12 protein-coding genes are annotated in these 13,210 nt (G+C 64.0%); 5 read left to right on the forward strand and 7 right to left on the reverse strand.

Annotation, left to right across the window (positions count from 1 at the left end):
* Position 1: 1 nt before the first annotated feature.
* The 6 genes from VDQ28_RS03870 to VDQ28_RS03895 all read right to left on the reverse strand — a co-directional run bounded on the left by VDQ28_RS03870 (position 2) and on the right by VDQ28_RS03895 (position 8,188).
* Entirely contained in the window at positions 2-1,525 is a 1,524-nt protein-coding gene (locus VDQ28_RS03870) for a GTPase family protein (RefSeq protein WP_323034683.1), read from the reverse strand.
* Positions 1,512-2,507: a GTPase domain-containing protein gene (locus tag VDQ28_RS03875; protein WP_323034684.1), complete on the reverse strand. Its 996-nt coding sequence runs from the start codon at positions 2,505-2,507 to the stop codon at positions 1,512-1,514. The genes VDQ28_RS03870 and VDQ28_RS03875 overlap by 14 nt, the downstream gene beginning before the upstream one ends.
* Positions 2,508-2,568: 61 nt before the next feature.
* Positions 2,569-3,501 (reverse strand): esterase-like activity of phytase family protein, encoded by a 933-nt coding sequence (locus VDQ28_RS03880; protein ID WP_323034685.1) that lies wholly within the window; start codon positions 3,499-3,501, stop codon positions 2,569-2,571.
* Complete coding sequence (gene mepA, locus VDQ28_RS03885) at positions 3,498-4,418, reverse strand: penicillin-insensitive murein endopeptidase (protein WP_323038061.1); 921 nt, start codon at positions 4,416-4,418, stop codon at positions 3,498-3,500. The genes VDQ28_RS03880 and mepA overlap by 4 nt, the downstream gene beginning before the upstream one ends.
* Positions 4,419-4,420: 2 nt before the next feature.
* Positions 4,421-5,761 carry an MFS transporter gene (locus tag VDQ28_RS03890; protein WP_323034686.1) on the reverse strand — a complete coding sequence of 447 codons (1,341 nt, stop codon included), beginning with the start codon at positions 5,759-5,761 and terminating at the stop codon, positions 4,421-4,423.
* 93 nt (positions 5,762-5,854) lie between these two features.
* A complete protein-coding gene (locus VDQ28_RS03895) occupies positions 5,855-8,188 on the reverse strand; it encodes a Tex family protein (protein ID WP_323034687.1) in 2,334 nt (777 codons plus the stop codon).
* 139 nt (positions 8,189-8,327) lie between these two features.
* On the opposite strand from VDQ28_RS03895, the gene VDQ28_RS03900 reads away from it, so the two are divergent.
* The 5 genes from VDQ28_RS03900 to VDQ28_RS03920 all read left to right on the forward strand — a co-directional run bounded on the left by VDQ28_RS03900 (position 8,328) and on the right by VDQ28_RS03920 (position 12,598).
* Entirely contained in the window at positions 8,328-8,834 is a 507-nt protein-coding gene (locus tag VDQ28_RS03900; protein ID WP_323034688.1) for a DUF1643 domain-containing protein, read from the forward strand.
* Position 8,835: 1 nt separating this feature from the next.
* Positions 8,836-9,612 carry an oxepin-CoA hydrolase, alternative type gene (locus VDQ28_RS03905; protein ID WP_323034689.1) on the forward strand — a complete coding sequence of 259 codons (777 nt, stop codon included), beginning with the start codon at positions 8,836-8,838 and terminating at the stop codon, positions 9,610-9,612.
* Between the two features lie 12 nt (positions 9,613-9,624).
* Positions 9,625-10,596, forward strand: a complete 972-nt coding sequence (locus VDQ28_RS03910; protein ID WP_323034690.1) for a nitronate monooxygenase family protein — start codon at positions 9,625-9,627, stop codon at positions 10,594-10,596.
* 24 nt (positions 10,597-10,620) lie between these two features.
* A complete protein-coding gene (locus tag VDQ28_RS03915) occupies positions 10,621-10,968 on the forward strand; it encodes a hypothetical protein (protein ID WP_323034691.1) in 348 nt (115 codons plus the stop codon).
* Between the two features lie 265 nt (positions 10,969-11,233).
* Positions 11,234-12,598: a KAP family P-loop NTPase fold protein gene (locus VDQ28_RS03920; protein ID WP_323034692.1), complete on the forward strand. Its 1,365-nt coding sequence runs from the start codon at positions 11,234-11,236 to the stop codon at positions 12,596-12,598.
* Here VDQ28_RS03920 and cobO read toward each other — a convergent pair.
* Positions 12,595-13,203: a cob(I)yrinic acid a,c-diamide adenosyltransferase gene (gene cobO, locus VDQ28_RS03925; RefSeq protein WP_323034693.1), complete on the reverse strand. Its 609-nt coding sequence runs from the start codon at positions 13,201-13,203 to the stop codon at positions 12,595-12,597. The two genes, VDQ28_RS03920 and cobO, sit on opposite strands and share 4 nt — an antisense overlap.
* Positions 13,204-13,210 lie beyond the last annotated feature (7 nt).

The following is a 13,210-nucleotide window of genomic DNA, read 5'->3' on the forward strand; positions in this document are numbered from 1 at the left end:
GTCAGCGGCGCAGCCGCCCCCACAGCGCCTTCGCCGCCGATTTCGCGCCCCGCCCGGCCCGCCGCGCATTGGCGCTGACACCGGGGGTCCGGGCGGCCTCGATCCGGTGGCGGTTGCGCTGGCAGCGGCGCGCTTCGGGCAGCGCTGCGGCAATCGCATCGCGCAGCGCGTCGATGTTCCAATCGGGCGGCTCGGCGCGGGTTGGCAACACCTGCGGCGCGCGCATCGACGCGCCGATGGATTGCAAGGCCGCGTCCACACGCGCGTGATCGGCGGCGGTCAAACGGTTCTCGGGGCGCGGCCAATCCGCCAGCAGCTGATCCACCCCATTCGCCACATGCAGCACCGGCGGCACCCGTCGCTGCGGCGCGTCGGCCATGACCTGCGCGAACTGCTCTGCCAGCGCGACATCCGGGGCGCGCCCCGGACGTGTCGCGCGATGCGCCCAGATCACCAGATCGGCCTGGCTCATCTGTTTCGCGATGCGCCGCGTCGTCTTGGCCGCGCCTTCGATGCCCGGCGTATCCACCAGACGGCAGGCGATGCCATCCAGCGACCAGTCATACGCCACCTCGGAGCCGGTAACCGGGACGGCATCGGCCTCGGCGGCCTCATGCCCCAGAAGCGCGTTGATCAGCGTCGATTTCCCGGCGCTCGTTTGGCCGACAACCACGATGCGCAACGGTTGGTCCTCTGCGGGGGCCAGGGCTTGATCACGCATATCGGCGGTCGCGGCGATATGCGCCAACTCGGCGTCCGAGGTGCGCAACCGCCCGGAATAGAGGTCAATCGCCGCCTGCGCGGCCTCCTCGAGCAGGATCGCCTGCGCATCGGTGCGAAAGCGCTCGGTCAGCCGGTCTTGCAAGCCCGACGCCAGCGCCCGCTCGGCCTCGCGCAGCAGGCCGATGGCCGGGTTGATCAGCAGCCGGACGCCGCGCCAGGCCAGAAACCCGGTCTCCCAGGCGGCCAGCGCGGTGTCCTGTTTGCGCCACGCCCAGTGCATCGTGCGCACCGACAGACGGTCGGACAGCGGCACGTTTTGCAGCAGGAACGCACGATATTGCAGGGCCACGCGATCAATCAGCAGCAGCGCCTCGGGCACGGTGAAATCCAGCGCGCTGCGTTTGCCCTCGGACAGATCGGCGGCGATGCCCTCGACCACCACCAGCGCCTCGCCGGGCAGATCCGCCCAGGGGATCGGGGCTTGCAGGCGGGCACTGATCCGGGCGCGGGCGCGCTCGAAAGCGGCCGTTTCAGCGGCCGACCACTCGGGATCGGGCTTTGGCCCTTGCAACTCGCGCGGGGTCTGTGCCGACCGGGTGCGCCAGCGCGCCAGCAGCACACCGCCGCGCACCGCCGCATAGAGGCCGACACTGGCCAGCGCAAACCACAACAGCCACCCGTGATCATAGAGCCAGAGGAACCCCAGAACCGAACTGACCAGCACCGGCAAAGCCAGCACCAGCGCCATGCCGAGCCGGTTCCAACGCAGGACCGCGTGGCGCAGGCGGTCAGTCAGCCGCATCGCGCGCGCCCTTCAGGGCCTGATCATAGAGCGAGCGCAGGGTCTTGGCATCCGGGGCCGCACCCCGCGCCGTGCCATAAAGCCATGCCGAGGCCGCGCGACCCAAGGCATAGGTCGTGGCGAAGCTGGCCCCGGCCGCCGCCGCCGCACCCAGCGTTTGGCCGGCAACCGGCACCAGTTTGGCACCTTGGCGCACCATGTGAACCGCCGCCAGACGCACCAGCGCGCCGGTGCCCAGCGCCGAGGCCAGCAGGCTCAGTCGCGCCGGTGTCAGCGCCACATTGTGCCGCTTGGCGAGGGCTTGCAGCATCGCGCCCTGCGCCGCAGGAACGGCGGCGGCCCCGACAAACGGCACCATATCACTGGCCGCCGCCATCGAGGCATAGCGCAGCACAAGCGGCCGACGTTTCAGAAAGTCGCGCGCCTCATCCGCGCGGCGCAGCGCCGCCGAGGCGCGGGGCATGAAGCTGTCGAGCGCATCCAGCAGCGCCTCGAGACCCGTCACCATGCCTTCGGGCGGCAGCGACAGGGACACGAACGGCAGATCACGCCCGATCACCTTGCGGGTATGCGCCCGCATCCGCTCGCGTGCGCCGTCATCGGGCACCAGATCGGCCCCCGTGAACACCAGAAGCACCGGAATTTTCAACCCGCGCACGATTTCTGCCACGGGTTCTTGCACCGGGTCATCATAGCGCAGCACAACCAGAGCCGCATTCGCCATGCGCTGCGCCGCCGCCTGATCCTGGCTGGAGTCGTACCCGGCCTCACCCAGACCGCGCGTATCCAGAAACCGGACCACCGGGTCGATCGCCGGAAAATCATGGACCGTCGCGGCCTTGGTGCCTGGTGCGAAGCCACTGCCAACCGCGCCCGCCCCGGTAAGCGCTTTCACCAGCGAAGTCTTGCCAGCGCCGGTCTTGCCCAGCAGCCAGAGCACCGGAACGACGGCCGGATCCAGGTCTTGTGCGGTTTTGCTCACGGGCGGCACCTCATCGCTGTTTCTCAACAGGTAGGAAGTGTGCCGCCCGGATGCAATCGTTTCAGCGGTTTACAACCACATCAACGATTTCACTGCGGCGGCTGGTGTTGGTATCATCATCGGACACCATCAACATACGGATGCGGCCGGACCAGTCACGAAAGACGCTGATGCCTTCGAGATTGGCGAACTGGCCGTATTCCGAGCGCATCACCACGCGGGGTTCGCTGATTGCACGCCCCCGCACGACAAACCGACGCACCTGGCTGCGGTATCCGCGCGCGCCGGTCTCGCGCTCCAGCACATAGAGCTGGCCATCGGGGCCGAAATCAGCGCCGACCGGCAAGAACGCGCCATCCTGCGGCAGCCGGAACGATCCGGTCCATTCGCCATTTTGCAAGCGGTAGGACGGAAATCCATAAGTCGCGCGCGCCGGGCGTTCGGGGATCGCATAGACCGTGCCATCCGCGTCCACGGCCAAGGCCTCCATCCCTTGCCCGGCCCGCATCCGCGAGAAATCGACGTGCTCGCCCAAGGATTCGGCGGGAGCCCCGAGGCGCGCGTAGCGCAGCACCCGATTGTGCTGCTCGAACGACACATAAATCCGACCCTGACGATCAATCGCCAAGCCTTCGGAATCGTGCAGCGATCCGGTCAGGGGCGTGCCACGTTCATTCAGCAACGGCACCCTTTGTTGCAGCTGGAAGCTCTCGATCTGCTGACCATAGCCGCGCACCAAGCGCCCGGTCACGACAAACCCGTGATCCGACAACAGCATGACATCCACGCCGTTGCGCGTCATCAGCCCCGAGAAATTGTTGATCCCGCCCTGCACGATCGGCAGCACATAGCGGGCAACCACACTGGTCGGCGGAATATTGGTCGCCGGGTGTTGCACCACACCGGCATAATAGGTTTCGGATTGGGCCATGGCACCGGCGGGCAGCAGCGCGGCGAACAGGGCAAGAGCGAGAAATCTGGCAGTCTTTTTCATGGTCTTTGAACAACTTGTGAGCATTGGCGTGGAAGATCGGCCAGCGTGTATTCGCGCGGATGACGACGACGAGGGGCAGGCTCGCTCGGTTCCGCAGGCTGGCCGGTTGAGGCCGGTGGGTTCAGATAATCCGTCACCCACCAGGTCAGCGTCGCGTCGCATCCATTCCCCCCATTGGACAATTCAGCGACAGACGGCGTTTGCGTTTCACAATTGCTCGACCCTGCGGGGCAGCGCAGGCGAACGTGGAAATGGTAATTATGGCCCTGAAGCGGGCGAATCCGTTGCAGCCAGGGCGTGTCGGCGGGCGTCGCGGTGCGACACAGCTCGATCTTCACCGGCGGCGTGACGAAAATGCGATCAACCCGCGGGTCACTGGCCGCCGCGCGCAACAGTTGCGCGTGTTGCGGCGTCCAGGCGCTGGTCACGCTGCGCTGATCCTCGCTGCGCACAGAGACAGAGCTGAGGTTCTCGCGCTCGCTGCGCGACAGGTTCAACCGACCCGGCGGCAGCATCCAGATATCCGCGTCCAGCCCGATCTGGTGGCTGGCGTGGCCCGAGGTGTTCGGCCCGCCGCGAGGCTGCCCGATATCGCCGATATACAGGCCCGCCCAGCCAATCCGCGCCGCTTCCCGGCTCAGATCCTGCAAATAGTCGATCATCTCGGGGTGGCCCCAGTTGCGATTGCGGCTCAGGCGCATGGCTTGCCAGGTCGGCCCGGTTTCCGGCAATTCCACCAACCCATCGGCGCAACCCCGCGCATAGGTGCCATAGGATTGCGCGGCTTCGGTCGTCGCCGCGCGGAATGCGCCGAACCTCTCGGCGGCGTTTTCCTGGCTGACGGCCGGATCAATCGCGCTGACACAGGCCACCAAAACCGCCGCACCAAACACCAAAACAGAAAAATTGCGCATCATCCTCATGCCCGTCTCCGCCCTTCCGGGCTCACAAATGCCAACAAAACGAGTCCGATCATGAACAGGACGGCGACCGGCAAGATGCCCCATTGCTGGCTGCCGGTCAGGCCCGTGACAACCCCGATCGACAGCGGAGCCACGAACGCCGTGGCCTTGCCCGACAGGGCATAGAGGCCAAAGCCCTCGGTCATTTTTTCTTGATCGCCTTGGCGCACCATCATCGTGCGGCTCGCGGCCTGCAGCGACCCGCCGCCCGCGCCGACCAAAGCCCCCAGCACATAAAAGGTGATGTCGGGCAGGCTGCTGGACGCATCCACCGCGATCCCGAACACGGCCTCACGCGACACAAAGACAATCGCCAGTGATACAAGGGCCAGCACCACAACGTTGAACAGGATCACCGGCTTGGGGCCAAATCGGCTGTCGGCCTTGCCGCCCAGAAAGGCGAAAATCGCCCCGGTAAAGGCAGCCAGAATGCCGAACACGCCCACGTTGATCACCGTCCAGCCCAAGACCCCCGCCGCATAGATGCCGCCAAAGGTATACACCCCGTTCAACGCATCACGGTAGAACATCGACGAGCCAAGGAACGCAAACAGGCTTTTGTCCGACGGCAGGGCCTTCAGGGTTGTGCGCAATTCCGGCCACGCGCCACGCATGGCTTCACTGATGCTGACCGCGCCGGGTTTTCTGGGTTCACGCACCCACAAAAAGAACGGCACCATGAACACCACATACCAGATCGCGGTGAACGGCCCGACAAAACGCGTGCCCTCGCGCGTCTCGGCATCGAGGCCGAACAGCGGCGATATGCCGATCAGGGTCTTGCCGGTTGAGCCTTCGGCAAACAGGGTCAGCATGATGATCAGACCAATCAAGCCGCCGACATAGCCCCACGCCCAGCCCGAGCCTGACACCTTGCCGATATCCTCGATCGGCGCGAGGTCGGGCAGCATGGCGTTGGTGAAGATCGTGGCGAATTCCATGCCGATCAGGCCGACGCAAAAGAACAGCATCACGGTCCAGATGTTGAACCCGTCCGGCGCCGACCACCACAGCCCCGCCGCACCGATCACATAAAGCGCCGAGAAGAACCACACGAACACCATGCGCTTGCCGGATTTGTCGGCGACCGCCCCCAGCAAGGGCGCGAGCACCGCCAGCAATATTCCCGCCAGGCCGATGCCATAGCCCCAGATGGTCTGCGCGCGCGACCCATCGCCCACAATCGACACCACATAGGGACCAAAGATGAAGGTAATCAACAACGTGTTATAGGGTTGGCTGGCCCAATCGAACCACCACCAGCCCCAGATACGGCGCTTCGCACTCTTGTCAGGCATAGATCCCCGATCCCCCGTGATGCGCCAATCAAGCAGCATTGCGGGGGGTCAGGGCAAGTCACTTATCCCGATGAATCCCGACCTGTGGCCGATTCATCCCGGAATCAGCGTTTCTTCATGGCATCGAGCAGGGCGGCACCGAATCCACCGGGCCCTGACGCGGATTTTGCCGGGCTGGCCGAGGTTTTTTGCGGCGTTTTGCGCCCCGGACCGCGCGAATTCGGTCTGGCCCCGCCGGTCTGGCTGCGAATCGGTGTTGTTGTCCTTGCGCATCGTCAGGCCGATGCGTTTGCGCGCCACATCGACCTCGACCACGCGCACCGTCACCACATCGCCCGCCTTGACCACCTCATGCGGGTCTTTGACGAATTTATCCGCCAATTGGCTGACATGCACCAACCCGTCCTGATGCACCCCCACATCGACGAACGCACCAAACGCCGCGACGTTGGTGACGGTACCTTCCAATTGCATGCCCGGTTTCAGGTCGCGGATCTCGTTGACGCCCTCGGCAAAACTCGCGGTCTTGAACTCGGGCCGCGGATCACGGCCCGGCTTCTCCAGCTCGGCCAAAATGTCGCGCACGGTCGGCAGACCAAACGCGCCACCGACAAACGCCTCCGGCTCCAACCGCCGCACCGCCGCCGGGTCTTTCATCAGGCTCGCCACATCCTGCCCGGTCGCCTTCACAATGCGTCGCGCCAGATCATAGGCTTCGGGGTGAACCGAGGAGGCATCCAGCGGCTCCTTGCCGCCCTGAATGCGCAGGAAGCCAGCCGCCTGCTCATAGGCTTTCGGCCCCAGCCGCGCGACCTTCAGCAACTCCTTGCGGCTGGAAAACCGCCCGTTCGCATCGCGGTAGGCCACCACCGCCTCGGCCAACCCGGTGCTCAGGCCCGAAATCCGCGTCAGCAGCGGGGCCGAGGCCGTGTTCAGATCCACCCCGACCGCGTTCACCGCATCCTCGACCACACCATCCAGGGCCTTGCCCAAGGCGCTTTGGTTCACGTCATGCTGATACTGCCCGACGCCAATCGCCTTGGGCTCGATCTTGACCAGTTCCGCCAGCGGATCCTGCAAGCGCCGCGCGATACTGACGGCACCGCGGATCGACACGTCCAGATCGGGAAACTCCCGCGCCGCCAATTCGCTCGCCGAATAGACCGAGGCCCCCGCCTCGCTCACCACCACCTTCACCGGTCGCGGGCTGGGCAATTTCGCCAGCATCTGCGCCACCAGCGCATCGGTTTCCCGGCTCGCCGTGCCGTTGCCAATCGCGATCAGGCCCACACCATGCTTGCGCACCAGATGCTCCATCTGCGCCAGCGATCCCTGAATATCCAGACGCGGCTGGAACGGATAGATCGTCGCATGGTCCAACACCTTGCCGGTGGCATCCACAACCGCCACCTTCACACCCGTGCGAATGCCCGGATCCAACCCCATCGTCGCCTTCGCCCCGGCCGGCGCCGCCAGCAACAAGTCCTTGAGATTGCGGGCAAACACCCGGATCGCCTCGGCCTCGGCCCGCTCGCGGAGATCGGTCATCAGGTCAATGGTCAGCGCCAGCTTCAACTTGATCCGCCAGACCCAGGCGCCCACCTGCCCCAGCCACGCGTCGCCCTTGCCCGCGCGGCCCACATCCAGCGCCCGCATCACCATGCGCTCGGCCAGGCTCTCGCCGCGCGCGGCTTCCGGCTCCACCGCCAGATCCAGCGCCAAAATCCCCTCATTGCGCCCGCGCATCATCGCCAGGGCGCGGTGACTGGGCACGCCCGACCACAACTCGGAATGCACGAAATAATCCGAGAATTTCGCGCCCTCGGCCTCCTTGCCCGCCAGCACCTGCGCCTCCAACCGCGCCACCGACTGCATATGCGCGCGCAACTGCGCCTTCAGCCCCGCGTTCTCGACCAGCCGTTCGGCAATGATTTCGCGCGCCCCCTCCAGCGCCGCCTTCACATCCGCGACGCCCTCGGTGATAAACGCCGCCGCCAGACCCTCGGGGTCCGCCGCCCGATCCGCCAGAATCGCCTCGACCAAAGGCTCCAACCCATGCTCGCGGGCGATCATCGCCTTGGTGCGCCGCTTGGGCTTGTAAGGCAGATACAGATCCTCCAGCACCGCCTTGGTCTCGGCCGCCAGAATCGCCTTCTCCAGCGCCTCGGTCAGCTTGTCCTGCGATTTGATCTCGGCCAGGATCACTCCGCGCCGCGCTTCCATCTCGCGCAGATACGACAGCCGCTCGGCCAGCGTGCGCAACTGCGTATCGTCCAGCCCGCCCGTAACCTCCTTGCGGTAGCGCGCGACAAACGGCACCGTTGCGCCCTCATCCAGCAGCGCCACAGCGGCGGCCACCTGCTCGGGTTTTGCGCTGATTTCAGCGGCAATCTGACGGGCAATTCGCGGATCATGGGAAGGGGTCACTCAGGGGCCTCACAAATCTGGACGGGCCTTCTACCTACCCCCGCACGCCCCCCAATCCAAGCCCACATCATCTTGCCTTAAATACTCACTCAACGCCGCCACTGGCGTTCCCGCCTCCCGTTGCGCTAGACCTTACACCATGATCATCCGCACCCACACCAAGGGCGACGCGCCCTCCACCGCGCACTACTCGCCTTGCGAGTCCTATCGCTACGCCCTGACCCGCACCTGGGACCAGCAAGGCCGCAAGGTCCTTTTCGTCATGCTCAACCCCTCCACCGCGACCGAGGTGCAAAACGATCCCACCGTCGAGCGCTGCGAGCGCCGCGCCCGCGCGCTGGGGTACGGCAGTTTCCGCGTGTGCAATATCTTCGCCTACCGCGCCACCGACCCAAAGGACATGCGCGCCCAAGCCGACCCCAACGGCCCCGGCAACGACGCCGCGATCCTTGAAGGGGCTGCCTGGGCCGATACCGTGGTTTGCGCCTGGGGTACGCATGGCGCGCATCATCAGCGCGGCCCGCTGGTAGAAACCCTGCTGCGCGCCACCGGCAAACCGCTGTTTCATCTCGGCCTCAGCAAAGCGGGGCACCCAAAGCACCCGCTTTATATCGCCTACGCGCATCAACCCGTACCGTGGGGCTGACATGACCACCGTGACCGCCCAGCGCCAAGGCCCCGTGCTGATCCTGACCCTCAACGGCCCCGCGATCCGCAACGCCATCGGGCCCGAGGTCTACACCGCCATCACTGCCGCGCTGACCAACCCGGACCCCGCCCTCCGCGCCGTGGTCCTCACCGGCGCGGGCGGCTATTTCTGCGCCGGCGGCAATATCCAGTCGCTCAAGGCCAGCGCGCAGGGCACCATGGCACAGGCCACCGCCCGCACCGACCTGTTGAACACCATGATCCGCGCGATCACCGACTGCCCGCTGCCGGTCATCGCCGCCATCGAGGGGGGTGCTGCGGGTGTCGGCCTTGCCCTCGCTCTGGCCTGCGACCTGATGGTCAGCGCCGACACGGCCAAATTCACCCTGTCCTACGTCAAGATCGGCCTCAGCCCCGATGGCGGCGTCACCCATTTCCTGCGCGCCGCCCTGCCCCGGCAGATGGTCATGGACATGGCCCTGCGCGCGCAACCTGTGACCGCCGAAACCTTCCACCGCTTTGGCCTGATCGCCCAACTGACCGCGCCGGATATGGCCCTGCCCGTCGCCCTCCAAATCGCCCAAACCCTCGCCGCAGGCCCCCGCACCGCGCAGGCCCGCATCAAGCATCAGGTCAACAGCGCCGGGCAAAACGACCTTGCCACGCAGCAAGCGCTTGAAGCCCACGACATGAACACCGCCCGCTTCGGCCCCGAAGCCGCCGAGGGCCTCTGCGCCTTCCTCGACAAACGCGCCCCCGATTTCACCAAGCCCTGAAGGATCACACCCATGCACACCCGCATCACCCAGCTTTTCGGCATCCAGCACCCGATCATTCAGGGCGGCATGCATTTCGTGGGCCTCGCCGAACTCGCCGCCGCCGTGTCGAACGCGGGCGGCCTCGGCACCATCACCGGCCTGACGCAACGCACGCCCAAAGACCTCGCCCATGAAATCGCCCGCTGCCGCGACATGACCGACAAACCCTTTGCCGTGAACCTGACCTTTCTGCCCACCGTCACCTCACCCGACTATCCCGGCTATGTGAAGGCGATCATTCAGGGCGGCGTCACCGTCGTTGAAACCGCCGGCCGCAACCCGCAGCAGGTGCTGCCGTACCTCAAGGACGCGGGCATCAAGGTGATCCACAAATGCACCTCGGTGCGCCACGCGCTCAAGGCGCAGGAGATCGGCTGCGACGCGGTGTCGGTGGATGGGTTCGAATGCGGCGGCCACCCCGGCGAGGATGACATTCCCAACATGATCCTCCTGCCCCGCGCCGCCGATGAGCTGGAAATCCCCTTCGTCTCCTCAGGCGGCCAAGCCGACGCACGATCCCTCGTGGCCTCACTGGCGATGGGCGCCGAGGGCATGAACATGGGCACCCGCTTCATGGCCACCGTCGAGGCTCCGATCCACCAGAACGTCAAGGACGCCATCGTTGCCGCCTCGGAACTCGACACCCGCCTCATCATGCGCCCGCTGCGCAACACCGAGCGCGTGCTCAACAACGCCGCCGTCGAGCGCGTGCTGGCGCTCGAAGCCGCCAAGGGCGCGGACATCTCGTTCGAGGATATCGCCGCCGATGTCGCGGGCGTTTACCCCAAGGTGATGATCGACGGCGACATGGAGATCGGCGCCTGGTCCTGCGGCATGGTCGCCGGGCTGATCCACGACATCCCCACCTGCCAGCAACTCATCGACCGTATCATGGCAGAGGCCGACCAGATCATCCGCGGACGTCTGGCCGGAATGCTCTGACCATACCCAAAAGGAATGCCCGCCATGAAACTCGCCCTCGCCACCCTCGCCGCACTGGCCCTCGCCACCCCCGCCGCCGCCGATCTGGATTGCACCAACACCGCCGGACACTGGACCGGAACGATGGAAGGCGCACTCAACGGCGCGACCGCGATGGACATCACCGCCCAATGTCGCGTGACCTGGACATTGCCCGACGGACGGATCAACGACTGCCGCTATACCAATCGCGGGCAAAACATCGAGTACTCCTGCAGCCTCGGCTCCCGCGGCAGCGTGGCGTTTGATCGCGGCAACATCATCATGGAAAACATCTACACCGCCGCTCGGCACGGGGCGTATGTGGTGAATGTTTCGCGGGTTAGCCGCTGAGGGCATCAGGATCAAGCCCGACACAGGGCAGCGCCCGACCGCGGGCGGGCGCTGCCCCGTCAGATCACCGCAGTTTATCCCTCACCCCCGCCGAACGCCTGATCGCCGTGAAAACATCCACAAAGCGCCCGCCCATCGGGGCGGTCGGGCGCTGCCCGGCGGCGCAAAGCGCCTTTGTTCCGGGAGGGTTAGTCAACTGGCTGCTAGCTGTTTGACGATAGTTCACTTACCCTCTCTGCAATCAGTCAGCTTTATGGAACATGACATGCGCCTCTATCCCCCGGACCCAGAAGTGAAGCTCTACGAGACCTTCTTCGGCGAAGATGATCCGTTCAATAGGATCGCAACCAGCAAAGCACTTTCTGATCTTGTCGAGCGCATTGAGGATCCGCTTGTAATTGCACTTGATGGTCAATGGGGCTCCGGCAAAACATATTTCCTTAAGCGTTGGGTAGGCTCTCACACTTTTGAAAACAAGGGAACGGCGACCACGGTCTACTTTGACGCTTTCGCACACGACTTCTTGGACGATCCACTTGTTGCGATGACTGGCGCTATTGGTGAACGGATTGCACCAACAGATAATAAACTCGCGTGGAAGAAGGTCAGGGGTGCGGTTGCAAAACTCGCAAAGCCACTTGGTCGTGTTGGTTTGGCTGTTGCAACCTCGGGCATTTCAGAGGTCGCGGCCCCTATGGTGGATGCGGCCCTCAAGGCCGGTAGCGAAGAACTCGAAAGAGCGGCTGATGATTTCTGGCGCAAAGAAGATGGGAAACGCGCGGCAATGCAACAGTTGCGCGAGTCACTTATTTCCTTGACGCACCCAACGGAAGGGGAAGGGGCGCAAGCAAAGCCGCTTGTCGTTGTTATTGATGAGCTTGATCGCTGCCGCCCCGATTATGCGCTATCGCTGCTAGAGACGATCAAGCACTTCTTTTCTATTCCAAATATCCATTTTGTCCTGGGCGTTAACCTTGATGCCTTGGAACACAGCGTGCGCGCTCGATATGGTGCTAGCTTTGATGCAGAACGGTACTTGCGGCGCTTCATATCGTTACCGATGACACTTCCCACCCTTGAAGAAGGTCATCGCCCAAAGCCTCTGGCCCTAGTTTATTTGCAAAAAACCGGCCGAAAAATGGGATTGCCAAACAAGTCACTCGAATTACTTGATCAGCAAATGGCGCTAGTGGCGACTGCAAACTCTTTCACCATGCGCGATATGAACGGCCTATTGAGCGGTTTGGCACTGATGAGCGTGTCTGATTTTGAAAATAAGCTGTTTGGATGGCAGTTCATTACTATCTCCATGCTTATATTCAAACATTTACGCCCTGATTTAACCAGAAAGGTTCTCGACGGGTCATACCGCCTCGACGACATATTGGAGTTTTATGGAATTGAACCGGAAATGACCAATCAAGACGAGCGTGAAAAATACAAGCATGAAGCGATGCTAGTATCTTTGTTGTGGGAATTTATTCTCTCAAACGGCGCTCGCCCTGAAGACGACGGGCAAATTGCAAAGCTGTTTGACCGCTGGGGGGATCGAGAGGGGACGTCATGGATTCCCCGCAAAGTTCACGACGAGGTTCTCAATCGCTTTTCGTTCCCAACATCTCCCCCCTAAAACTCCACCCCCGCCTGTGCTTTGATCCCCGCCCGGAACGGATGTTTCACCACTGCCATCTCGGTCACCAGATCGGCCAGTTCGATCAGCGGTTCCTTGGCGTTCCGCCCGGTCAGCACCACATGCGTCATCGGCGGTTTCTCGTCGCGCAGGAAGGCCACGACCTCGTCGATATCCAGATACTCATAGCGCAGCGCGATGTTGATCTCGTCGAGCAGCACCATGCGGATGCTCTCGTCGCGGATCAGCTCTTTGGCCTTTCCCCAGCCCGCCCGCGCCGCCGCGATGTCGCGCGCCTTGTCCTGCGTTTCCCAGGTGAACCCCTCGCCCATCGCATAGAACTGGCACAACTCGCTGAAATTCTCGGTCAGCAAGCGCCGCTCGCCGGTGTCCCACGCGCCCTTGATGAATTGCACCACCGCACAGGGCATCCCGTGCGCGATGCAGCGCAGGATCATGCCGAATCCGGAACTGGATTTCCCCTTCCCCGGCCCGGTATGCACGATCACCAGCCCCTTTTCGCCCTGCCGCGTCTCCATCATCTTGTCGCGCGCGGCCTTGATTTTCTGCATCTTCGCTTTGTGGCGGTCGTCCTCGGTGCTCATCGGGTCG

The sequence above is a fragment of the Pararhodobacter sp. genome, assembly GCF_034676545.1.
In the GTDB taxonomy this organism is placed as follows: domain Bacteria; phylum Pseudomonadota; class Alphaproteobacteria; order Rhodobacterales; family Rhodobacteraceae; genus Pararhodobacter.

Coding starts and splice junctions, on each gene's coding strand:
- cobO (WP_323034693.1), bottom strand. CDS start 13,203: ATGAGCACCGAGGACGACCGCCACAAAGCGAAGATGCAGAAAATCAAG.
- VDQ28_RS03915 (WP_323034691.1), top strand. CDS start 10,621: ATGAAACTCGCCCTCGCCACCCTCGCCGCACTGGCCCTCGCCACCCCC.
- VDQ28_RS03900 (WP_323034688.1), top strand. CDS start 8,328: ATGATCATCCGCACCCACACCAAGGGCGACGCGCCCTCCACCGCGCAC.
- VDQ28_RS03905 (WP_323034689.1), top strand. CDS start 8,836: ATGACCACCGTGACCGCCCAGCGCCAAGGCCCCGTGCTGATCCTGACC.
- VDQ28_RS03920 (WP_323034692.1), top strand. CDS start 11,234: ATGCGCCTCTATCCCCCGGACCCAGAAGTGAAGCTCTACGAGACCTTC.
- VDQ28_RS03890 (WP_323034686.1), bottom strand. CDS start 5,761: ATGCCTGACAAGAGTGCGAAGCGCCGTATCTGGGGCTGGTGGTGGTTC.
- VDQ28_RS03910 (WP_323034690.1), top strand. CDS start 9,625: ATGCACACCCGCATCACCCAGCTTTTCGGCATCCAGCACCCGATCATT.
- mepA (WP_323038061.1), bottom strand. CDS start 4,418: ATGATGCGCAATTTTTCTGTTTTGGTGTTTGGTGCGGCGGTTTTGGTG.
- VDQ28_RS03870 (WP_323034683.1), bottom strand. CDS start 1,525: ATGCGGCTGACTGACCGCCTGCGCCACGCGGTCCTGCGTTGGAACCGG.
- VDQ28_RS03880 (WP_323034685.1), bottom strand. CDS start 3,501: ATGAAAAAGACTGCCAGATTTCTCGCTCTTGCCCTGTTCGCCGCGCTG.